The organism is Aurantimonas sp., assembly GCF_964217435.1.
In the GTDB taxonomy this organism is placed as follows: domain Bacteria; phylum Pseudomonadota; class Alphaproteobacteria; order Rhizobiales; family Rhizobiaceae; genus Aurantimonas; species Aurantimonas coralicida.
The window spans coordinates 1-20467 of sequence record NZ_CAXPJM010000054.1; the positions used below are offsets into that span (position 1 = coordinate 1).

Sequence of the window (20467 nt, forward strand, 5' to 3'; positions counted from 1 at the left end):
GGCCCTCGGCAACGTGCCGCCGGCCGAGTTCGCAATGAAATCCACACTGGAAACACAGGCCGCTTAAGGCCAAGAACGAAACTCAGGACTCTCCCTCAAACCGGAGGAGATTGGGGTCTCAGGTCAATGCTGACATGTTCATTTCGGTTGATTTGCGGAGGCACCCTCTGCAAGCTCGCTGAACCTTGGATGAGGTTGGCTAGGTCGGATGGGGGAGCTTAGTCAACCCACTGAGCGGAGCGAGTTACCTCGCGCCTTGACAGCTCAGTCGCAAGGCACCTCAAAGCAGTGTGATCCCGGCGATATTCCCGTAGCAGCCTTATCGCCGGTCGCTTGTCGGGCACAGTGGGCCACAATGGCAGCAGCGTCGAATCCTCTCACCTACACACCTGCGTGCACATTCGCGGAATATTACGTCCGACAGATCGTCCATTCAGGTCAAGCTGCGTGACCGGTCGGATGCGATGATGAACTTATGTGAGAAGCTGCAAGCATCTTACCACATAACCGACCCTGCTAAGCTGCAGATATAGATCGCAAGCCGTCTCGCATGAAGCGAGACGGCTTGTGATTACCAATTGAGATCGAGCTATTAGTTTGGGGTCTGGCCGGGGACCACGCCACCCGATGGCGTTGTGACCTCGTCGCTATTGGCGCCGGGCTCTCCGCTGGTCGCGGTGGTGGAGCCCGAAGCCTTCGAGTCCATCGCAGCACCGGCGCCCGCCGCGCCCATGTCTGTCGTCGCAGACGCACCAGCCGAGCTATCCATCGACGCCATTGCCGTGAACGGCATTACTACCGGCTTGCCATCCGTCATGGTCGGCGTGTCGACATCGGTCGAGCCTTCGCCGAAATCATAGGTGTCGTTGCCGTTGGTCTCGTCGTGCAGCATGGCCATGTACTCGGTGTCGCCGGCGAGATCCATCTCGGCCTCGACTGAGACATTCATGCTCTCGCCAGCCGGTATGGCAACGTGGCCGATCGAGCCGGGTACTACAGGCGCGCCGTCCTTGACCTCGTGCAGGACCAAATAGCCGCCGTTGTCAGAAGACACCTTGGCAAAAGTCGCAGTGTTGCCCTCGGCCTTCACGTCGGTGGTGTCGATCATGTTCTGCGCGAACGCGGTCGAACCCATTGCGACCAGTGTGGCGGCAGTCGTCATCAGAAGCTTGTTCATGGGTAGTCCTCCTTTTTCGGATGATGTCGCGGAGAGCGCAGGGACCTGCAGAAGACCACGAGTGCCGCTGCAACGCCTCGTCAACCCACAAGGTTGCAAATTAGCCAAAGAACCACGGGGTCGCGAAAGCATTTCGAAGTAGCTCGTGATGTTTGGATATCCGCCTGAGAATTGCATCGATACCGCTTAAGGGCAGCAGGAAATGCCAAGGGCTTGCTCGGCCGCACTCCTCACGAAGATCGCTTGGCGGCATGTCGGCGGCCCGACGACTGGGCGGATGCCCATTCCCGCCAGCCGGGCGATGGTCGAGCGGGGGGAGGCGGCCACCGACGCTGCCATTCGTGAATTGGAGACGTGCGCCGCATCAAAGGCGTCGACAGCTACCGCGCTGAAACTCCAGGCGCGTCCCTCCCTTGAACCCGCAAGCATCCCGGTCCTTGCGACATGGAGAACGACCTCCGGATGTATCGAGAGTTTGGCAGAGGCCTCTTGGAGCGTGAGCACGTTCTTGCCGTCACACGCGGGGCCGATGAGATCGGACGCTTGAACGAACACGGCGGAGAGAGCTCCGCCCCCGTGGACCGAGCCGTGGACGCACAGCTCCGACGTTGCGATGCGACGGACCAACTCCGCTATGGATACGCCGAACTTCCGGGACGCTTCCGGCAACGCCATGCAGCCCTCGGCGACGGTGTCCGTGATCGGGGCACTGCCCCTGATCCTTTCCAGCAGCCGCTCGACGTCGCTGCCCTCAAATCGTTCGTTGCCATGCCCGTCGTCCGCAGGCACGAGCAAACCGAGCTCCACAAGGCCGCGGAACGGGATCTTTCCGAGACCGAGGCGACCCCGAGCGGTGCGGGCGTCGATGCGGCGGGCACGCTCCTGACGCAGTCGTTCGACCTCGCGTCGGTCGATCGTCATTCCGACACTTCGGCGTCTGCCGGCCGGAAGGGCTTCACGGCGGACAAGCAGCCTCCGGGCGCGCGCATGACCCATCCCTAGCTCGCTCGCCGCCTGCGATAGCGTCAACGACGACGTTGAGGCTTCGCGACCCAAAAGCATTTCGTGTTCGGACACGATGCCGTGCGCCGTCGCGTGGTCGAGGAGGGCGGCCTTGAGCATCCTGCCGGCATCGTCCGACGGCATCGGGCTGATCCAATGCTCATGCACCCACCCGTACGTGAGGGTCATGCCACCGTGGGAAATCGCCTCCACGCTGCGCGCGGCCACGATCCCGTCAAGGACTTCGATGAATTGGCTTGGCCACGACGATGCGATCTCGTATCCCCGAGCCGTACATCGTGCCACACCGCTCGCCCTTACAGATGCCCATCGAGCGCCTGGTTTGCCCAACGCCGAAAGCCCGATGCGCTCGAGCAACGGCAGGCAGCGGTCGAGCGACAGGCCATCGAGAAGCGCTGGGCCGTTCGCGTTTGCGCCTCGGACTCGGTTGGCGACGAACGTCGATATCCCGTCCGGGTCCCCAACGGAAAAGTTTTCCGATTGCAGCCGCGTTCCGCATGCGCAGGTGTCGAGCGGAGCATGGTCCCATTCCTGCGCCGAACCGCATGACGGGCAGCAGGACCGGAGCGTCGTCCCGTGCTCGGGACACTGTTCGAGCGCCGCCAAGTTCCAGACCGCGCGGTGCCAGGGCATCCCGTCGCCTTCCGCGCGGCCCAACGCAACGGTGGGATTTCGGTCCAAAGCGAAACAGGCAGGGCACCAACGCCGGGCGGACGCGCTCCAATCTTGCATGCGGACGACCTCCGCGCCGATCTTGATGGTGCGCGAACGCGTGTCGGTCTTGGGCGACCAAGCGGCCAATGTGCCTTCGGGAAGCCTAGCCGCACTTTCCATGACCCCGACCTGGCGTCCAGTCCGCAGGCCGTCGATCGAAACGCCGACGTTCACCGCGAACCTTGCGGAGTTCCACTCTCCGTTCCGCACGCCCCACCGCACGAGATAGGACCGCGCGTCCTCTCCCGCATTCGGGTACAATCTCAGTGGGGGGCACCAGACGGGGCGCATCAGAAGGCCGAGGGTTCCGCTCCCGTGCCCACCATTCGCGTGGCCCGGGCATGGCGACGGTTGGCCATGGTGACCATCTTGTCGCGCTTGGCCTTCATCGCCTTCCAGAGCGGAAGGAGCTTCTTGTCGTCCACCAGAAAAGGGTTCTTCGCGGAATCCATCTCGCGCTTCGCCCTCTTCGGGGCGGCGTTGAAGTCGTCGCTCAACTCCTGCGTCTTGTAACGGCGCGTGAAGTCGGAGTGGATCTGCCCGAGAAGCGTCAGGTCGATCTCCCGCAGGCCGGACTCCAGCGCGCGCCGGAACGCCTCGCTGAGATACTTCGACACGAGACCGACATGTCCGCCCGTCACGCAGTAGAGGCGAACCGCAACGCGGTGCTCGGAGAGACCTGACGGCTCGGGCAGGTCCATTGCCTCTTCCATCAGGTCGACAACCATCGTGAACTCGCCGCGGCCCTCAAGGGTGTCCCAACTGTAGGGCTCGATGACGACAGAGGCCTCCAAGCGTCGGTCGAGCTGCGGGTATTCCTTGAGGCCGAGCAGCATGGGAAGACCGAACAGGACAAGCTGGGTGCCGGAGCGGTTCAGGAGCGACTTGAGGAACTCGGAGACGTCCTCCTCGGCTTCCTCCTTGCGGTTCTCGACGATGTGGTGCGCCTCGTCGATGAGCAGGAGTTCGACGCGCTGCTCCCGCAACTGGGTGCTGATCCGGTCAAGGATCATGTTCGTGTCCCAGTCATCCCTCGCCGGGTAGCCTAGGGCACGGAGGATTGCCGCCACGACCTGCTTGCGGCCCGGGCTGTGGGGCATCTCGAGGGCGATCACGCGGCGAATGTCCCCATCGGGCGTCTCTTCCACCTGGCCGTGCTTGTCCATGTAGCTCTCGAGGATCGTGCTCTTGCCCGATCCGGGCGCACCGACGACGAGGAGCGCGCGAGCCGCCAGCTTTCGCTGGCCCGGCCCCCTGTAACGGGTGCGCAATCGCGAGATCGCGGTAGTCGCCTCTACGAGTTGCTCGTGCTCGGTGATCCTGCTCTCGAAGTCGGCAACGGTCTCCGCGGGGTTGCGGTGTGGAACATCGGAAATATGCGTGTCCATCAACTAGCCCTCCTCATGGCTGCCTTCCGTTGTGCTTGGTAGGCGGCAAATTCTTCGGCACTGACGGTTTCGTCCGAGGCGGCCTTCGTGGCCTTTGCCCCGCGTTCGTTGGCCGCCCGCACGACGGCCTCGGGTTTACAGTCCGTCGTAGCGGCGACTTCCTCCGCAACGGCCTCTCCAATCGCTCCGGGCACCACAGGAGCGTCGTCGTTGGCGGCCCTTCCTCCGGACTGACCCGAGACCGGAGTCATGAAGACCCCGTTGTCGTGATGGTAGCGGGCCACATTCCGGACGGTGGTCTTTCCCTTGCCGTCGTCCATGATTTCTGCGCTTTCCGCCTGAGCCCGCTCGAGGGCCTCCAAACGGTACGCATCGGTGACGGCCTCGCCCTTCGGAGCGAGCTTCTTCGCCAGCCTGTCGTGCACCTCGCTTTGGTGCATGCTGACGCCGACAGTCAGCTCTGGCCTGTCGCTCCATACGCGAAGCCACTGACCGTCGGGCGTAAGGAGCTCGATCGCGCCGATGTCGTAAGGATCGCTCCGGATCTCGTACCTTTGCTTCGGCCCCCTGTCCCTTCGGATCTGCTTGAGGTCAGGGTGAAAATAGTAATGCCCGTAGAGAGCAACCCCTTTTTTCCCGATCGGCTTCAGGTGCGCCGCACCGAGGAACTCACGGATGCTCTCGAACCTAGGCACGGCGTCGATGCCGTCTTCCGGCATCCGCTTCTGCCACTCGTGGATGGGGAACCCGCGCAGGCCCTCGTGGAACCTGACGTGGTAGTCGTCCACTATCCACCTTAGAAGCTTTGACTTCAATTCTGAAAGCTTGATGCGGGCCTTTTTGGTCGAGTTGTAGTCGTCGCGCTTTTTGGTGTCGCCGAAGGTCTTGCCCTCGACGAAGCTGAGCACCTGCATTTGCATCGTGCCGAAGAACCGTTCCACGATGCCCTTCAGCCAAGGGGAGCGGCCGGGGAGGTTGACCACCGTGAATCCCAACGCGAGCTCCGCTTGCCGCATGCTGCGAGACTTGAATTCCTTACCGTTGTCCGTGATCACCTTCTTCGGAATGCCTTCGCAAGGCCATGGATTGTTCAGACCGAGACCCTCGAGGTTCTTGGGCCAGAAGGCGTGGGCCAGGCATCTCTGGAGCGACGCCCAACTTGGCACCTCGAACGAGAGGTGGCAGCCAACCACCATCCGCGTGCCGCGGCAGATCGCCACCGTGAGCCACGGACGTCCGAGGATGCGCCCGGACCTTTCGTCAACCACGATCACGTCGATCAGGCAGTGATCCACCTCGATCTCTTCCATAGCCTTCGTGTCGTGACGCAGGCGCTGGTACACGTCGTGACGCAACTTCGCCCGAGTAAGGCCCTGACGCTTCGCGGCGATCAGGAAACTGGAGTAGGTCCGCTTCAGGAAGTTGTTGAAAGCGGTGTAGCTGATGGTTTCCTTCAGCTTCTTGAAGTCCTTGTCGTCGCACATGTTCCTGTAGACCGCGGCCAGCGTGGCCTGCTCCGGCTTGAAATAGAACTCCTCGATGTGGTGCATCATCGTCGCATAGAGGACGAGCTTCTTGGGACGGTGGTCGCCCCGGTTCTCGAACAGCGGCACGAGTGCGCGGATGTCCTCGTCGCAGTGGACCCACAGGCGGTACCATGTCTCGACCGTCGAAGGCTTCACTGGTTTGGCGTAGCTCTCGCCGACGTTGCTTTCCTTCCGCATTCCGTCCGGCAGAAGCGCGCGCTGGCGTGCCAGCGCCTCCTTCATGCTCTTGAGCCGCAGGAATTCCTTTCGCCATTCCTCTTCGCTTTCGGCATGCACTTCCGCCGCCGCGCGCCGGAAGCACTCGTCGATATGGACTTCTTTCTCCAGCAGCTCGTTGACGCGCCGGCAGTAGGCCGCCTTGATCTCCGCCACGAGCTGAATCGCCGGCGGGTGGATCGAGAAGGCGCGCGTCAGGTTCCGGTGCAATTCAAGGGAGATGCCCTTCTCGGTGACCGGGTAGTGCTCGAGCTCGCCGTTCCCTCGCGCACGCCGAAGCGATATCTCGTCGTCGGAGAGGAAGCGCTCCTCGCCGTCCTTGGCCTTGAAGTTGTATCCGCCGGGTTTCCGCCCGACGAGTTCGTAGAGCTTGGCGCTGTCGTCAGCGCGCACCAGCCTGATGCTGTCGCCTACCTGCCAGTTGAGGCGCGTGGCCTTGAATCGGAACGGGGCCATGGAGTCAGCTCGCTTCCGAAGCGGCGCCGGGCTGACGGAACACGCAGCATTTCGCCAAGAATCCGAAGCCAAATCGTTCCGTCACATCCGGTCGTGGCCCTGCGTTCGTGGGTGTCTCGTGCATCATGAGTCTCCGTCTCCCGGCGCAGTCCGGTCGCCGCGCACGGCACGATCGCTCGTTCCGGCCTACCGGATCGTTAGGGCGCGGCGAATCCTTCCAGCGGTCTTCCGACAGGATAAACGCCCCGTTTCGTGAGGTCGGCGAATCCTATGGGAGGTCGACCTCCGGGCGTCTCGCCCAAACAACCATCCGCGTTCTGGGACAAGTCACGAGGTCGCAGAAAAGCGCCGTCAGAATGCCGGTGAGTCCAGAGCGCCCGATCCAGCCCTCGTCGACGCGGCGGATATCGGCCAACGATATCAGAGACGCGAGTTCGCGAACGTACGCTGGGGCCATAGTGAGTTGAGCGCCCCCGGCGGCGAACGGCTCGGCGAGAGCCACCGCGTGCCGCCGTGCCTCCTCGAGCGTAGCGGCCCGCAAAAGGGCGGGCCTGTCCGGAGTCTCTCGGATCTCGTACTCGGTCCAGATTTCGAACTTGGCGCCGCGCGCGAGGCACTCAGCCTCGATCCGTCGACGCCGCCCCCTAAGTTCCGGATCCCTTACCAAGAGGGCGTACGGCTTGACCTCCCTGTACACCTTCGATCCGTCCCGCAGGGTGACGAGCAGGTCGGGCGTGTAACGCCGCCTGCGCCCCGATACGCCGTCGAGCCAGCGGAAGGTCTCCGGCTGCGCGCGGACCGCGACCACGTCGGGATCCGATGCCGCCCTCAATATCAAGTCGCCCTCGAGGAGGCTTTCGAACGGTACCAAGCCGCCCCCCTTCGGCGTCGGAACGGATCCAGTGCAGGACCGGCGGTGTCGCCCGTCGAGCATCCGTCGTGCGGGAAGATGGCCGAAACCATTGTCGTTCGTGGTGTTCACGTTGTTTCCTCTCGTTCCGTCGAAGCGTTTCGGACAAGCGTCTCCAGCCGCCGGAGTAGGGTGCGGGTCGTCTGGTCCGGTGGTCGGAAGGACTGGCAACCGTCGGCCAGGCAGAGACGCGGGGCGATCCGGCCACAGCGGGACCATTTCCCGCTTTAAGCCGTCTGCCGTAGGTTTGGACTGAGGTTAGACGGCCGAAGAAAGCGCCCGGGAAGGGTTTCAGCCTGGCCCGCGGCAGTGAGGGAGCGCGCGCTTTCCGCCGATGGCGTCAGCGGTGTAGGCGATGCGAAACCTGTGGGGGGCGAGCGGTCGGGGCATCGGTGACAAATCCTACGAGATACACGCGATTCATCGATTGCGGTCGGACTTCGCCGATCGCCAGGAAGATGTTCATTTCCGCTGTCTGTACTTGATAAAAATAAAACATGATGCCCGGAAATAGTCAACAGTGATTCGGGGTTGACGCTCCGCCATTCTCAGGCGTTCCCTTGCGAGACACCCCGTGCCGCGGGCTCTGAACTAGTGTCGACGCGCCCGTCCGGCGGCATCTTTCAACAACCGCTTCAGTGCCACTTCCAATCCGGCAACCTCGCGTTCACCTCATCACGCTACCCAAGGTAGACGGGAGGATGAGCATGTCGCAGGTCAGGAGAGCGCCGTTACGCGTCAGGGAGCGACCTGGGGAGCCTGCATCGTGGCTTATGCGGAGGCTCGGGGAACGCAACGGGTATCATGAGCCGCGCGAGTTCGGGGTAGCCTTCGGTTTGGACTTCGAAGCGCAGGTTCGCGGTTTCGGGACGGCCGACCTCTCCCTCGTCTCGGGTTTGCCGGCCGAAGGTCTCGCCGAGTGGTCACCGGTCCCCGTAGGGAAGAACGAAATCTGTTTGCGCGGGCAAGTGCTGCGCTACCCGTTTGATTGGGACGGAGGATTCAGCGCGCCGGCGGCGAGGGCATGTCCGCGCTGCATTGGTTCGGATTTGCGTTACGGTTCCGGCCCTCGCGCCTTCCGCCCCTACGTCCGTGCATGGTGGTGCTTGCGGGATGTGCAAACGTGCCCAATTCACCTCTGCGCGCTGGCTAGGGTACATACCCAACAGGACGGGGCGGAACCGCTGCCGTTCTGGAAGGCGTGCGAGGGGATCGACTCCGCGCCGGTTCCCGCCTCCGACGTAGAGGCGGACCGCTACGTATTGGGTAGGCTCGGGGCGATGCCCGAACTTACTCACCCCATCCTGGATGGCCTGCCACTTGGAGAGGCGTCGGCGCTGCTTTCGTGGCTGGGTGAACTGGCGAACGGAACCGAGCCTACGGACATACGCTCAATGTCGCCTGGAGACGCGGCAAGATTCAGATCCAAGGGCCTCGAATTGGCGGGGGAATGGCCCGGCAGGATCCACGCTCGACTCTTGGAACTCCTGCATGGAAGGCCGCAAGCCGCGCGAGGCTTCAAGGGTATCTACGGTCGGTTCTACTCGCGCCTCTACGACGACCGCTCCAACCGCGACAGCCACACCGGCCGGGAAATCCTCAAGGACGTGTTCGAGGCCCACGCGCTGGAAGCCTATCCCTTCGGGCCGAACGAGACGCTGTTCCGGAAGCAGCCAAAACAAAGTCTTCGAGTGAACATGGTACATGCGGCCCAGATCTGCGGTGTCGAGAGGAGAGCCATGGGCGCGCTGATCTATGCGTTCGGAATCAGGACCACCGCTGACAGGATCCGCAGAGAGGGCATCGCGAGGGCAGACGTCGAGGCGGTCCGAGACGCACGCGCCCGGAGCGTCCCTGCCGCTCGAGCTGCGCTGCGTGCGCCTTAGGATCAGGATTGGGGAACTTGCCGTTTCGGATCGACTCGGCGTGTTGGACGCTTTCTTTGACGAAGGGAGCAAGCCGCCAAACCGATTTGCTCGCGCACATCTGGACGACCTGATTTGCTCGATTGCAGGCGCCCTTGGTTCCGGCATTAGGTAGCAAAAACCACGGCCGACTATAAAACGTCATGCAATAACGGTCACATGCATGACCGGAAATGGCTCGAAGCGGGGACGGGCACAGAGCGACGGGTGCCTTCAGAAGTTAGTCTTCCAAGCCGGAGGCCCTGACTGCTAGAGGGAGGATGGACAGGCATTTTCCGCGCCACGAAGGCACCCTTGACTCTAGTAGCGTTGGACCGAATATTCATCAGTGTCATGGGTCGCCACACTTCCGCAAGGAGGTGGAAAAGGGCGGCCCTTATTCGTTTCTGGATCCCGATTGCGGCGCTACACAAAGCCTTATGCGTCTCCAGCCGATCGCGTCCGTCATTTAAGGGCGAAGGGATTGGTCGTGCAGCGTCGAACACCGCACAGGTCTCATTAATCCGCTGAAGCTGTGGCGGGAGCGGCAGTGCCGTCCGCTTTGGTTTCGGAGTCGGGGCCGCGGCCGTCGGGTCGTAGAAGGCGATGACCCCGTCCAACGACAAGAGTACGCTCTATAGGGTCGCAACCCTCGCGCGGAGTTTCTCGATTTCCGCCTCGATGCCCACCCGGCGAGCTTTCAGATCTTCCTCGAAACCCATTGAACGAACTCCCGCAATCCTCTCAGATTCGTACCCGGAAAAGCCAACCATATCTGGTGGTTTCTGCTACCTAATGCCGCTTGGTTCCGTGGCCGCGGATGGTGTCACGAATGCTTGCTCGCTCGAATTCGAACTGAGGTTGCCATTCGCCAAGACAGGCGATCGCTTTCTCGGCAAATCGATCGAGAGCGCCGACGCCGGCGATGTTCGAGCAGGAACCGAAGCGCTGGCTGCAACGGCGCGAGCGAAGGATGAGGACGTCGGAATGCCCTCGCCATGACCTCTCGCCGGGCACCCGGCGGGAGGTTGGCTCTCGGCCAGCCGTGTCCCTTGCGTACTTCGCCCATAGCCTGACCCTGTATCAGGGAGAACGATATGAGCCAGGAACGCCTCAAAATCTCATGGCAGCATCTCACTCAGGAGGACGCAGATCTTTTGTCGTTCTGGCGGATCGATGCTCCGATAACGGTCATGAATATCGACGACGGCTTCACGGTCGGCACGGGTGGGTGGTGGCGACCGGGAACCATTCTGGAAAACAGGCTGCAGAAGCTTCGCGACGCCGGTCACTCGGAAGCATTCGTCGAAGCCGTCAGATGGGCAGGCAGCAAGGAGGCGTGGAGCGTTCGTTTCTGTGAGGAAGGCGAAGTGCAATCTGACATTCCCCTAGGCGGATATGGCACCGGGCCGACGCCGCGGTAGCGGCGGCAGTGGAACTCGCGGCACGGTGCCTCTCAGGCTATGTCAAAGAGCAGACGCGTTTGGGCCGAGACGCCCAGTCACTCTTAGTGCTTCAATCGGGCGATACCCAGAAGCCGAAGTCCTTGTAGAGATAGCGCAATTCCTTGCCTTGCTCCGAATAAGCAGTTGTTATTATTGAGGCGCCAGAAAGCCTTTTTGAAAGCGGGCACACGACCGGTGTTGCACCGGTCGCGTTTCGTGTCGGATGGCTTCCACGGAACAGACCGCTCTGCGGGGCGGGCGTCCGTTCGTCGGATGCACCCGCCTTGCCGGGCCGGTTGAGCGCGTCGTCGGCGACCCTACATCCCTTGTACAACAACAGGATGTCGTCCGATGAGTGTCGCTTTCGTCAAGGAACCCAATGACGACCAGGTCGAGGTGCTGCCGGATCGCGATCTGGGCACCGAGCCCAATCTCGTCACGCCGCGCGGGCTGGCGCTGATCGATGCCGAGATCGCCGCGCTGAACGAGCGCAAGGAGGCGGCGCGGCAGGCCGACGACAAGATTGCGATCGCGAACATCAATCGCGACCTGCGCTACTGGAATGCCCGCCGCGCCACCGCCGAACTGATCCGGCCGCGCGACACCGGCGGCACGGCGCAGTTCGGCAGCGTCGTGTCGATCGAGCGCGAGGACGGCCGCACCCAGCAATTCACCATTGTCGGGATCGACGAGGCCGATCCGTCCGCCGGGCTGATCTCCTATCTGTCGCCGCTGGCCCGCAGCCTGATCGGCCGGACCGTCGGCGACGTCGTGCGCGCCGGCACGGCCGATGCCGAGATCGTCGCGATTTCCGAGGAAGCCGCCTGAGCCGCATCCCGGCCGGCTGAGGCTGCGGGCCGTGGATCGTTAACGAATCCTTTCCGCCGCCGTGCCGCCACGGCATGGCTGCCTTGCATCGCGCGGCATTGCTGCATTGCGGCAAAGCTTCCATCTAAGGGCGGAAAGGAGACCGATCATGAACATCACCGACAAGATCCGCGGCGCCTTCCGCCGCAACCGCGAGCAGGAGCGGGTTCGGGCCTATCTGGACCAGTCCGTGTCCATGTCCGACCTGGAGCGCCGTCTCCGCGAGGTCGACCAGGGCCGTTTCTCGGCACGCAGCTACCCCTTCTGACAGGGCGCGGGAGGCATCTCCCGCCTCGATCTGCCCGGCGCAGGCACGGCCTGCGCGCGACGGGCCGGATTCACCGCCCGCAAACGACGCGCCAGCTTCCCGCTGCCCCGCCGTTTGCGGGCGTTCTCGTCTGCGGGTATGCCGGTTGACGATCCGTCCGTCCGACTGCCTCTGGCCAAAGCTGGCCGAACGGCTATGTCGGGTGAAATGCCCGGCGACATTCGCTCGCTCCGGCCGTCTCCTGCAGCGGTAGCATCTCTCCATGGCACCGATCCTCTCCGTCCAGAACGTCTCGAAGACCTATGCGGGCGGCTTCCAGGCGCTGAAGAACATCGACCTGTCCATCGACAAGGGCGAGATCTTCGCGCTGCTCGGCCCCAACGGCGCCGGCAAGACGACGCTGATCTCGATCATCTGCGGCATTGCGGGCCTGACCGAGGGCTCGATCTCGGTCGGCGGCCACGACATCGACCGCGACTTCCGCGCCGCCCGCTCAATGATCGGCCTCGTTCCCCAGGAACTGACCACCGACGCCTTCGAGAGCGTCTGGGCGACCGTCTCCTTCTCGCGCGGGCTGTTCGGCAAGAAGCGCAATCCGGCCCATATCGAGAAGGTGCTGCGCGACCTGTCGCTGTGGGACAAGCGCGACAGCAAGATCATGACCCTGTCGGGCGGCATGAAGCGCCGCGTCCTGATCGCCAAGGCGCTGTCGCACGAACCGGAGGTGCTGTTCCTCGACGAGCCGACGGCCGGCGTCGATGTCGGCCTGCGCCGCGAGATGTGGGAAGTCGTGCGCAAGCTGCGCGAATCCGGCGTCACCATCATCCTGACCACCCATTATATCGAGGAAGCCGAGATGATGGCCGACCGCATCGGCGTCATCTCCCGCGGTGAGCTGATCCTGGTCGAGGACAAGGCCGAGCTGATGCGCAAGCTCGGCCACAAGGAACTGACCCTGCATCTGCAGGAGCCGATCCAGCGCCTGCCCGACGGGCTCGACGACTACGACATTACGCTGGCGCCGGACGGCGAGAGCCTGACCTACAGCTACGACACCACGGCCGAGCGCACCGGCATCGCCACGCTGATGAGCCGCCTGTCGGACGCCGGCATCCGCTTCCGCGACCTGTCGACCAAACAGTCCACGCTGGAGGAAATCTTCGTGAACCTGGTGAGGGACGAGGCATGAATTTCGCTGCGGTCCGCGCAATCTACAAGTTCGAGATGGCCCGCACCTGGCGGACCATCATGCAGAGCGTGATCTCGCCGGTCATCTCGACCTCGCTCTATTTCGTCGTCTTCGGCGCGGCCATCGGCTCGCGCATCGAGGAGATCGACGGCGTCTCCTACGGCGCCTTCATCGTGCCCGGCCTGATCATGCTGTCGCTCTTGCAGCAGAGCCTGACCAATGCCGCCTTCGGCATCTATTTCCCCAAATTCGTCGGCACGATCTACGAGATCCTGTCGGCGCCGATCTCGGCCTTCGAGATCGTGCTCGGCTATGTCGGCGCGGCCGCCACCAAATCGGCCATGCTCGGCCTGATCATCCTCGCCACGGCCTGGTTCTTCGTCGATCTGCGGATCGAACATCCGATCTGGATGCTCTCCTTCCTCGTCCTGACGGCGATCACCTTCTCGCTGTTCGGCTTCATCATCGGCATCTGGGCCGACGGCTTCGAGAAATTGCAGCTCGTGCCGCTCCTGATCATCACCCCACTGGCCTTTCTGGGAGGCAGCTTCTATTCCATCAAGATGCTGCCGGAGTTCTGGCAGGACGTCAGCCTGGTCAATCCGGTCGTCTATCTGATCAGCGGCTTTCGCTGGGCCTTCTACGGCACGTCGGACGTGTCGATCGGGGTCAGCCTGGCCATGACGCTGGTCTTTCTGGTGGCCAGCCTGCTGGTCATCGGCTGGATCTTCCGCACCGGCTGGCGGCTGAAGAGCTGACACGCGCGGCGACCGCCGCGAAACGCAATTCGACGGACCGTCCAGCGTGGCGCATCGCCCGGGGCGGGGGAAGACAGGAGAAGTCAGATGGTTGATCGGCCGGCCGATATCGGGGTCTATGGTCTCGGGACGATGGGCGCCAATCTCGCGCTCAACATCGCCGAGAAGGGCTTCAGGGTGGCGGTCTTCAACCGCACCGTCGAGAAGGGCTTTGCCCTGCGCGACGACAATCCGGGCATCGGCGACAATGTCGTGCCGGCCTCGACGCTGAAGGAATTCGTCGCCTCGCTGAAGAGCCCCCGGCTGGTGCTGTTCATGGTCCCGGCCGGCAAGATCGTCGATGACGAGATGGCCGAGGTGGCGCCGCTGCTGTCGCCCGGCGACGTGATGATCGACGCCGGCAATGCCGATTTCAACGACACGGTTCGCCGCTCCAGGGAAGTGGAGGGCACCGGCCTCAACTTCGTCGGCATGGGCGTGTCCGGCGGCGAGCTCGGTGCCCGCCATGGCCCCTCGATCATGGTCGGCGGGGCGAAGGACACCTATCCGCAGCTCGAGCCGATCCTGACCAAGATCGCGGCGAAATACGAAGGCGCGCCCTGCGTCGCCTGGCTCGGCCCGGACGGCGCCGGCCATTTCGTCAAGACCATCCACAACGGCATCGAATATGCCGACATGCAGATGATCGCCGAGATCTACGGCATCATGCGCGACGGCATGGGGATGCAGGCGGACGCCATGGCGGCGATCTTCGCCGAGTGGAACAAGGGCGGCCTGTCCTCCTACCTGATCGAGATCACCGCGGTGAATCTCGCCGAGAAGGACCCCGAGACGGGCAAGCCGCTAGTCGATCTGATCGTCGACGAGGCCGGCCAGAAGGGCACCGGCCGCTGGGCGGTCATCGAGGCGCAGAAGCTGGGCGTCGGCGCCACCACCATCGAGGCCGCGGTCTCGGCGCGTGGCGTCTCCTCGCGCCGCTCCGAGCGGGCCGAGGCGAGCCGCCTTTATGCCGGCATCGCCACCGAGGCGGCGGACTTCTCCGGCGAGGCCGCCGGCATCGCCGAGCTGGAGCAGGCGCTGGAGACGGCCAAGATCATCGCCTACGCCCAGGGCTACGCCACAATGGCCTCGGCTTCGGAGGAGTTCGGCTGGAACCTGCCGCTCGGTACCATCGCCGAGATCTGGCGCGCCGGCTGCATCATCCGCTCGCAGTTCCTCGACGACATTGCCGGCGCCTACGAGACCGGCGGCGTGGTCAACCTGTTGCAGTCGCCGGCCTTCATCGGCCGCGTCGAGGCGGGGCAGACGGCGCTGCGCAAGGTCGTCGCCAAGGCGTCCATGGCCGGCATCCCGGTGCCGGCGCTGTCGGCGGCGCTTGCCTATTTCGACGATTATCGCCGGGCGCGCGGCACCACCAACCTGACCCAGGCGCAGCGCGACCTGTTCGGGGCCCACACCTTCCACCGGCTCGACCGCGACGGTGTCTTCCACCATCGCTGGCCGGCCGTCTGATCCGGCCTAGCTGCCGTTCACCAGCGGCAGCCAGACCACCAGCGCGAGAAGCGTCGCCAGAAGCACTGGTGGCGTGATGACAAGCCCGACCTTCATGTACTGGCCCCATGTGATGCGATGTCCCTTGGTGGCCAGGACATGCAGCCAGAGCAGCGTGGCGAGGCTGCCGATCGGGGTGAATTTCGGCCCGAGATCGTTGCCGATGACATTGGCGTAGATCATCAGCTCCCGGGTCAGCGGCGCGACGTCCGCCCGGTCGATGGCCAGTGCCCCGACCAGCGTCGCCGGCATGTTGTTCATCACCGAGGCGAGGATGGCGGCGGCAAAGCCGCTGCCGACGGTCGCCACGACATCGCCCTGCTGGCCGAGCCAGACCAGCAGGCCGGCGGCCAGATCCGTCAGGCCGGCATTGCCGAGGCCGTAGACCACCAGATACATGCCCACCGAGAACAGGACGATCTGCCAGGGCGCATTGCGCAGGACCCGGCCGATCGGCACCACCGCCGCGCCCTTGCCGATCCAGCGGCCGGCGATGGCCAGCAGCAGCAGGGCCGCTGCGCCGGTGACGAAGGCGATCGGCACGTCGAACGGGCCGGTGACGAAATAGGCGATCAGCAGGAGGCCAAGCAGCGGGAAGGCGGCGCGGAACACCAGCGGGTCGCGGATCGCCGAGCGCGGCGCTTCCAGCTCCTCCACCGGATAGGCTGCCGGGATCGCCCGGCCGTAATAGACCCACAGCACCGCCAGCGTCGCCGCCAGGGCGACGAGGTCGACCGGCACCATCACCAGCGCGTAGCGGTTGAAGCTGATGTCGAAATAATTCGCCGAGACGATGTTCACGAGATTGGAGATGACCAGCGGCAGGCTGGTCGTGTCGGCGACGAAGCCGGTGGCGACGATGAAGGCCAGCGCGGCCTCGGGGCGGAAGTCGAGCCGCACCAGGATCGCCAGCACGATCGGCGTCAGAAGCAGCGCCGCGCCGTCATTTGCGAAGAAGGCCGCGATCACCGCGCCGAGCAGCACGACAAGCGGGAACAGCCGCCGGCCGTTGCCGCCGCCCCAGCGCGCCACATGCAGCGCGGCCCAGTGGAAGAAGCCCGCCTCGTCGAGGATCAGCGAGATGACGATCAGCCCGACAAAGGTGAAGGTCGCATCCCAGACGATGTCCCAGACGACGCCAAGATCGGCGAGATCGACCACTCCGACGGCCAGCGCGACCGCCGCGCCGCCGAGCGCGCTCCAGCCGATGCCGAGGCCCTTCGGCTGCCAGATGACGAGGATCAGGGTGGCGAGGAAGATCGCGAAGGCGAGCATGGCAATGTCCGGGACGGGGAGGGGAAAAGCTCAGATGGAGCGCTGGTTGACCCTGAGGGAGACGGCTTCCGCGCTCTCCACGCGTTCGGAATAGCGATCGGTCAGATAGTCCGACCGGCCGCGCACGAGATGGGTGAACTTCACCAGTTCCTCGCACACATCGACGATGCGGTTGTAATAGGCGGAGGGCTTCATCCGCCCCGCCTCGTCGAACTCGTTGAAGGCCTTGGCCACCGACGACTGGTTGGGGATGGTGACCATGCGCATCCAGCGGCCGAGAATGCGCATCTGGTTGACTGCGTTGAAGGATTGCGAGCCGCCCGACACCTGCATGACCGCAAGCGTCTTGCCCTGGGTCGGCCGCACGCCGCCGAGCGACAGCGGCAGCCAGTCGATCTGCGCCTTCATGATCGCCGTCATCGCGCCGTGGCGCTCCGGGCTGACCCAGACCATGCCCTCGGCCCACATGGCGAGTTCGCGCAGCTCCTTCACCTTCGGATGGGAGGGCTCGGCGCCGTCGGGCAGCGGCAGGTCGCGCGGATCGAAGGTCTTCACCTCGCAACCGAACCAGCGCAGCAGCCGGCCCGATTCCTCGGCGACAAGGCGCGAATAGGAGCGTTCGCGGATCGACCCGTAGAGGACGAGGATCCGCGGCGCGTGGGCCGGACCGTCCGGCCCGGCCAGCGCCGCGACATCGGGCCGTTCCAGCTGGTCGGCGGCGATGTTCGGCAGGTCGAACGGCGTTGCAGGCTCATCCGTCATGGTAGTGTTCGCTTCCTTCGATCACCACTTCGCCGTCCTCCTTGGTAAACAGGCCGATCTCGGGATCCGGCAGGATCTCCAGAACGGTCTCCGACGGGCGGCACAGCCGGGCGCCCTTGTCGGTCACCACGATCGGCCGGTTGATCAGGATCGGGTGCTGCATCATCGCGGCGAGGATCTCCTCGTCCGGCAGCTTCGGATCGTCGAGGCCGAGCTCGGCATAGGGCGTGCCCTTTTCGCGCAGCAGGTCGCGCGGCTTCATTTTCATCATGTCGAGGAGCTCGATCAGCGTCTCGCGGCTGGGCGGGTTCCTCAGATATTCGATGACCTGCGGCTCCTCGCCGGACTGGCGGATCATGGCGAGGGTGTTGCGCGAGGTGCCGCAGTCGGGATTGTGATAGATCGTGACGGTCATGGGGCCTCTGCTGGCTGGGGAGCGGTCGCCGTCGTCCCCTCCAACCGGCCAATGGCACGGATCTCGGCGGTCAGGCTGCTGCGCTCGAGCGTTTCAATCGGCAACGCCGTGAAGACGGCGATGCGATTGCGCATGTAATGCAGCGCACGCAGAAAGGCAGCGCGCTGCCACATTCCGCCGCGTGTTTCCGCCGCCGGATCCTCGATGCCCCAGTGTCCTGTCATCGGCTGGCCCGGCCAGACCGGGCAGGATTCGCCGGCCGCGTCGTCGCAGACGGTGAAGACGAAATCCATCTTCGGCGCGCCCGGCTCGGCGAACTCGTCCCAGGTCTTCGACCGCAGCCCCTCGGTCGGATAGCCGTGCTCGGCCAGGAGCTCGAGGCTCATCGGGTGGACGTCGGGCCTGGGGAAGCTGCCCGCCGAAAAGGCGTTGAAGCGCCCGCCGCCGTCCTTGCGCAGAATGGCTTCGGCGAGGATCGAGCGGGCGGAATTGCCCGTACACAGGAACAGCACGTTGAACGGATCGGACCGGGTCATCGGCAGGCCTCCTCTGTCCCGCAGGCGGGCGCCAGCGCGGCAAGATCGCCGCAAAGCTCGGGTCGGCCGCCGCAGCAATCCTCGGTGAGGAAGCCGAGCAGGCCGCGCATCTCGTCGTAGCGAACGGCATAGAGGATGCGCCGTCCGTCCCGCCGCGAGCCGATCAGCCCGCCGCGCTCGAGGGCGGCGAGATGAAAGCTCATCCGGGTGGGGGCTGCGCCGAGACGCTCCGCGATCACGCCGGAGGGCAGTCCCTCGGGTCCCGCCTGCACGAGGGCGCGGAAGGCGGCGAGGCGGTCGGCATGGGCGAGGGCGGCAAGCGCCGCGACGGCTCTGTCTTCATCCATGCTGCAATATTACAAGGATATTTGTAGTGTGCAAGCGCGGCGATGCGACCACCGGGCGCGGGGGCCCGCAGCGGCGGCGTCGCGCGGCGGCCGTTCGGTCAGTCGCCGGGATCGGGGATCTTCAGGAGCTGGCCGCAGGCCTTGCAGTGGACGGCGTCGGGGTCGTGGCGCTGCAGGCCGCAATTGGGGCAGGGGTAATCCACCTTGTGCGGCCGGAAGATCGCCTGCGCCAGGCGCACGAACAGCGAGATGCCGATGATCATGATGACCACCGAGGTCAGCTTGCCCCAGCTGCCCGGCAGGGTGATGTCGCCGTAGCCCGTCGTCGTCACCGAGGCGACGGTGAAATAAAGGGCGTCGAGATAGCCCTCGAGGCCCGACCCTTTCCGAAAGAAGGTCGTGTAGACGAAGCCCGTCGCCAGGAACAGGAAGGTGATCAGATTGACCATCGCCCGGGCGAGCTGCTCCCAGTCCCGGTGGCCCCAGCGCCGCAGGGGACGCCACAGGACGCCGCTCTGGGAGATCGACCACAGCCGGACGATCCGCAGAAAGCCGAAATTGATCAGCGTGTAGGGAAACAGCAGCGTCGCCAGGATCACCAGATCCAGGAGCACGAAGGGTTGGCGCAGCCATCTGAGCGGATTGCGGGCGGCAAAGCACCGCGCCGAGACGTCGGCGGCGAGAATCGCGGCGACCGAATAATCGACGAAGAGGAAGGACGGATTTTCGCGCAGGATCGGACTGAAGACGAAGAAGGCGATGATCGCCATGTCCACCGACAGCACCGCCATCTGGAAGCGCAGGGCGTTTCGGGTATGACCGTGATAGAGCCGGCGCAGGCGGACCCGAGCACGGGCGATCCGGGTCTTGAGCCGGCGGCGGTGCCAGCCATGTGCAGGACGGGCGGATTGCAGCATTGCGGCCGATCGTTGGGTCCGGGAGGGCGCGTCGCGCGGATCGGCCGGAGTGCCGTTCCGATGTCCGAGGTAGCGCGGCAGGCTTCAGGAGTACAGGCAATGAGCGACGACGTGGCGGCCCCGAGGATCGCGATCACCTATTGCACCCAGTGCCAGTGGCTGCTGCGGGCGGCCTGGATGGCGCAGGAACTGCTGTCGACCTTCGGCCCGGATTTGGGCGAGGTGGCGCTGGTGCCGGGCACCGGCGGGGTCTTCGAGATCCGCTATGAGGGCGAGACGATCTGGGAGCGCAAGGCCGATGGCGGCTTTCCCGAGGCCAAGATCCTGAAGCAGCGGGTGCGCGACCGGCTCGACCCGGCCCGCGACCTCGGCCACAGCGACCGCTGAGGCGGCGGAGCCGGTGGCGGCCCCGCGCAGCATGGAGGGTCCGGCCGGTCAGCTGACGGCGACGGTCACCTTCTTCGGATCAAAGGCGACATGGCCGGCGATCTCGGCGACGCCGGCATGGGGCGTGTCATAGGCCCAGACCGCGTCGTCGGCGGCCTGCGCCTCGGCGGTGATCGACCAGTAGCGGGCCTCGCCCTTGAACGGGCAGGTCGTGCGCCGGTCTCTCTCGCGCAGATAGGCCATCTCCACCCGGTCCTTCGGGATGTAATAGACCGGATCGTAGCCGGTCTCGTGCAGCACCAGCGCCTTGTCGGTGGAGGCGAGGATGGCGCCGTGGAAATTCACCACGACGGAGCCGGCGGCCGGCTCGATCCGGATCCGCTCGCGGGTACGCTGTTCGAGGTCTGTGGTCATC

21 protein-coding genes and 1 pseudogene are annotated in these 20467 nt (G+C 64.5%); 9 read left to right on the plus strand and 13 right to left on the minus strand.

Going from position 1 to position 20467, the window contains the following annotated elements:
* Positions 1–592: 592 nt before the first annotated feature.
* From ACEQX1_RS18150 to ACEQX1_RS18170, 5 genes are all read right to left on the minus strand, one after another.
* Positions 593–1177 (minus strand): hypothetical protein, encoded by a 585-nt coding sequence (locus tag ACEQX1_RS18150; RefSeq protein WP_230789774.1) that lies wholly within the window; start codon positions 1175–1177, stop codon positions 593–595.
* Positions 1178–1363: 186 nt separating this feature from the next.
* Positions 1364–3205, minus strand: a complete 1842-nt coding sequence (locus ACEQX1_RS18155) for a TniQ family protein (RefSeq protein ID WP_230789772.1) — start codon at positions 3203–3205, stop codon at positions 1364–1366.
* On the minus strand, positions 3205–4302 hold the full coding sequence (locus ACEQX1_RS18160; protein WP_230789770.1) for a TniB family NTP-binding protein: 1098 nt from the start codon (positions 4300–4302) through the stop codon (positions 3205–3207). Before ACEQX1_RS18160 ends, ACEQX1_RS18155 begins: the two co-directional genes overlap by 1 nt.
* Entirely contained in the window at positions 4302–6521 is a 2220-nt protein-coding gene (locus ACEQX1_RS18165; protein WP_230789767.1) for a DDE-type integrase/transposase/recombinase, read from the minus strand. Before ACEQX1_RS18165 ends, ACEQX1_RS18160 begins: the two co-directional genes overlap by 1 nt.
* Positions 6522–6789: 268 nt before the next feature.
* Positions 6790–7503, minus strand: coding sequence for a TnsA endonuclease N-terminal domain-containing protein (locus ACEQX1_RS18170; RefSeq protein ID WP_230789766.1), 714 nt, complete (start codon positions 7501–7503; stop codon positions 6790–6792).
* 635 nt (positions 7504–8138) lie between these two features.
* Here ACEQX1_RS18170 and ACEQX1_RS18175 point away from each other — a divergent pair.
* From ACEQX1_RS18175 to ACEQX1_RS18185, 3 genes and pseudogenes are all read left to right on the plus strand, one after another.
* Positions 8139–8567, plus strand: a pseudogene (locus tag ACEQX1_RS18175) (TniQ family protein); the annotation flags it as partial.
* A 144-nt stretch (positions 8568–8711) separates the two neighbouring features.
* On the plus strand, positions 8712–9317 hold the full coding sequence (locus ACEQX1_RS18180) for a hypothetical protein (RefSeq protein ID WP_230789764.1): 606 nt from the start codon (positions 8712–8714) through the stop codon (positions 9315–9317).
* Positions 9318–10432: 1115 nt separating this feature from the next.
* Positions 10433–10759: a hypothetical protein gene (locus ACEQX1_RS18185; RefSeq protein ID WP_230789760.1), complete on the plus strand. Its 327-nt coding sequence runs from the start codon at positions 10433–10435 to the stop codon at positions 10757–10759.
* Between the two features lie 91 nt (positions 10760–10850).
* On the opposite strand, the gene ACEQX1_RS18190 is transcribed toward ACEQX1_RS18185, so the two are convergent.
* The gene (locus ACEQX1_RS18190; RefSeq protein ID WP_370192337.1) at positions 10851–11117 is read right to left on the minus strand and encodes a hypothetical protein; all 267 of its coding nucleotides are present in this window, start codon (positions 11115–11117) and stop codon (positions 10851–10853) included.
* Positions 11118–11131: 14 nt separating this feature from the next.
* Here ACEQX1_RS18190 and ACEQX1_RS18195 point away from each other — a divergent pair, with 14 nt between their 5' ends.
* The 5 genes from ACEQX1_RS18195 (at position 11132) to gndA (ending at position 15374) form a co-directional block, all read left to right on the plus strand.
* On the plus strand, positions 11132–11608 hold the full coding sequence (locus ACEQX1_RS18195) for a GreA/GreB family elongation factor (RefSeq protein WP_188076129.1): 477 nt from the start codon (positions 11132–11134) through the stop codon (positions 11606–11608).
* 148 nt (positions 11609–11756) lie between these two features.
* The gene (locus ACEQX1_RS18200) at positions 11757–11915 is read left to right on the plus strand and encodes a DUF3563 family protein (RefSeq protein ID WP_081651831.1); all 159 of its coding nucleotides are present in this window, start codon (positions 11757–11759) and stop codon (positions 11913–11915) included.
* Between the two features lie 262 nt (positions 11916–12177).
* On the plus strand, positions 12178–13104 hold the full coding sequence (locus ACEQX1_RS18205) for an ABC transporter ATP-binding protein (protein WP_009210988.1): 927 nt from the start codon (positions 12178–12180) through the stop codon (positions 13102–13104).
* Positions 13101–13862: an ABC transporter permease gene (locus ACEQX1_RS18210; protein WP_024349560.1), complete on the plus strand. Its 762-nt coding sequence runs from the start codon at positions 13101–13103 to the stop codon at positions 13860–13862. The genes ACEQX1_RS18205 and ACEQX1_RS18210 overlap by 4 nt, the downstream gene beginning before the upstream one ends.
* Positions 13863–13949: 87 nt before the next feature.
* Entirely contained in the window at positions 13950–15374 is a 1425-nt protein-coding gene (gene gndA, locus ACEQX1_RS18215; protein WP_188076126.1) for an NADP-dependent phosphogluconate dehydrogenase, read from the plus strand.
* 6 nt (positions 15375–15380) lie between these two features.
* Here the strand turns inward: gndA and ACEQX1_RS18220 are convergent, their stop codons facing one another.
* From ACEQX1_RS18220 to ACEQX1_RS18245, 6 genes are all read right to left on the minus strand, one after another.
* Entirely contained in the window at positions 15381–16688 is a 1308-nt protein-coding gene (locus tag ACEQX1_RS18220; RefSeq protein ID WP_370197295.1) for an arsenic transporter, read from the minus strand.
* A 30-nt stretch (positions 16689–16718) separates the two neighbouring features.
* Positions 16719–17450 (minus strand): arsenical resistance protein ArsH, encoded by a 732-nt coding sequence (gene arsH / locus ACEQX1_RS18225; RefSeq protein ID WP_370192274.1) that lies wholly within the window; start codon positions 17448–17450, stop codon positions 16719–16721.
* Positions 17440–17865, minus strand: a complete 426-nt coding sequence (gene arsC / locus ACEQX1_RS18230) for an arsenate reductase (glutaredoxin) (RefSeq protein ID WP_370192276.1) — start codon at positions 17863–17865, stop codon at positions 17440–17442. The genes arsH and arsC overlap by 11 nt, the downstream gene beginning before the upstream one ends.
* Positions 17862–18401, minus strand: a complete 540-nt coding sequence (locus ACEQX1_RS18235; protein ID WP_188076122.1) for an arsenate reductase ArsC — start codon at positions 18399–18401, stop codon at positions 17862–17864. Before ACEQX1_RS18235 ends, arsC begins: the two co-directional genes overlap by 4 nt.
* Positions 18398–18748: an ArsR/SmtB family transcription factor gene (locus ACEQX1_RS18240; protein ID WP_370192279.1), complete on the minus strand. Its 351-nt coding sequence runs from the start codon at positions 18746–18748 to the stop codon at positions 18398–18400. Before ACEQX1_RS18240 ends, ACEQX1_RS18235 begins: the two co-directional genes overlap by 4 nt.
* Before the next feature lie 98 nt (positions 18749–18846).
* A complete protein-coding gene (locus tag ACEQX1_RS18245) occupies positions 18847–19665 on the minus strand; it encodes a potassium channel family protein (protein WP_187389879.1) in 819 nt (272 codons plus the stop codon).
* A 99-nt stretch (positions 19666–19764) separates the two neighbouring features.
* Between ACEQX1_RS18245 and ACEQX1_RS18250 the strand changes: the two genes are divergently transcribed.
* Entirely contained in the window at positions 19765–20052 is a 288-nt protein-coding gene (locus tag ACEQX1_RS18250; RefSeq protein ID WP_187389878.1) for a SelT/SelW/SelH family protein, read from the plus strand.
* Positions 20053–20100: 48 nt separating this feature from the next.
* Here ACEQX1_RS18250 and ACEQX1_RS18255 read toward each other — a convergent pair whose 3' ends face one another.
* Positions 20101–20466, minus strand: coding sequence for a DUF427 domain-containing protein (locus ACEQX1_RS18255; protein ID WP_370192280.1), 366 nt, complete (start codon positions 20464–20466; stop codon positions 20101–20103).
* Position 20467 lies beyond the last annotated feature (1 nt).

What these genes read in the sequence shown, in the direction of transcription:
- gndA (WP_188076126.1), top strand. Translation starts at nt 13,950, where the DNA reads ATGGTTGATCGGCCGGCCGATATCGGGGTCTATGGTCTCGGGACGATG.
- ACEQX1_RS18165 (WP_230789767.1), bottom strand. Translation starts at nt 6,521, where the DNA reads ATGGCCCCGTTCCGATTCAAGGCCACGCGCCTCAACTGGCAGGTAGGC.
- arsC (WP_370192276.1), bottom strand. Translation starts at nt 17,865, where the DNA reads ATGACCGTCACGATCTATCACAATCCCGACTGCGGCACCTCGCGCAAC.
- ACEQX1_RS18195 (WP_188076129.1), top strand. Translation starts at nt 11,132, where the DNA reads ATGAGTGTCGCTTTCGTCAAGGAACCCAATGACGACCAGGTCGAGGTG.
- ACEQX1_RS18160 (WP_230789770.1), bottom strand. Translation starts at nt 4,302, where the DNA reads ATGGACACGCATATTTCCGATGTTCCACACCGCAACCCCGCGGAGACC.
- ACEQX1_RS18255 (WP_370192280.1), bottom strand. Translation starts at nt 20,466, where the DNA reads ATGACCACAGACCTCGAACAGCGTACCCGCGAGCGGATCCGGATCGAG.
- ACEQX1_RS18250 (WP_187389878.1), top strand. Translation starts at nt 19,765, where the DNA reads ATGAGCGACGACGTGGCGGCCCCGAGGATCGCGATCACCTATTGCACC.
- ACEQX1_RS18205 (WP_009210988.1), top strand. Translation starts at nt 12,178, where the DNA reads ATGGCACCGATCCTCTCCGTCCAGAACGTCTCGAAGACCTATGCGGGC.
- ACEQX1_RS18235 (WP_188076122.1), bottom strand. Translation starts at nt 18,401, where the DNA reads ATGACCCGGTCCGATCCGTTCAACGTGCTGTTCCTGTGTACGGGCAAT.
- arsH (WP_370192274.1), bottom strand. Translation starts at nt 17,450, where the DNA reads ATGACGGATGAGCCTGCAACGCCGTTCGACCTGCCGAACATCGCCGCC.
- ACEQX1_RS18200 (WP_081651831.1), top strand. Translation starts at nt 11,757, where the DNA reads ATGAACATCACCGACAAGATCCGCGGCGCCTTCCGCCGCAACCGCGAG.
- ACEQX1_RS18180 (WP_230789764.1), top strand. Translation starts at nt 8,712, where the DNA reads ATGCCCGAACTTACTCACCCCATCCTGGATGGCCTGCCACTTGGAGAG.
- ACEQX1_RS18210 (WP_024349560.1), top strand. Translation starts at nt 13,101, where the DNA reads ATGAATTTCGCTGCGGTCCGCGCAATCTACAAGTTCGAGATGGCCCGC.
- ACEQX1_RS18150 (WP_230789774.1), bottom strand. Translation starts at nt 1,177, where the DNA reads ATGAACAAGCTTCTGATGACGACTGCCGCCACACTGGTCGCAATGGGT.
- ACEQX1_RS18155 (WP_230789772.1), bottom strand. Translation starts at nt 3,205, where the DNA reads ATGCGCCCCGTCTGGTGCCCCCCACTGAGATTGTACCCGAATGCGGGA.
- ACEQX1_RS18240 (WP_370192279.1), bottom strand. Translation starts at nt 18,748, where the DNA reads ATGGATGAAGACAGAGCCGTCGCGGCGCTTGCCGCCCTCGCCCATGCC.
- ACEQX1_RS18185 (WP_230789760.1), top strand. Translation starts at nt 10,433, where the DNA reads ATGAGCCAGGAACGCCTCAAAATCTCATGGCAGCATCTCACTCAGGAG.
- ACEQX1_RS18220 (WP_370197295.1), bottom strand. Translation starts at nt 16,688, where the DNA reads ATGCTCGCCTTCGCGATCTTCCTCGCCACCCTGATCCTCGTCATCTGG.
- ACEQX1_RS18245 (WP_187389879.1), bottom strand. Translation starts at nt 19,665, where the DNA reads ATGCTGCAATCCGCCCGTCCTGCACATGGCTGGCACCGCCGCCGGCTC.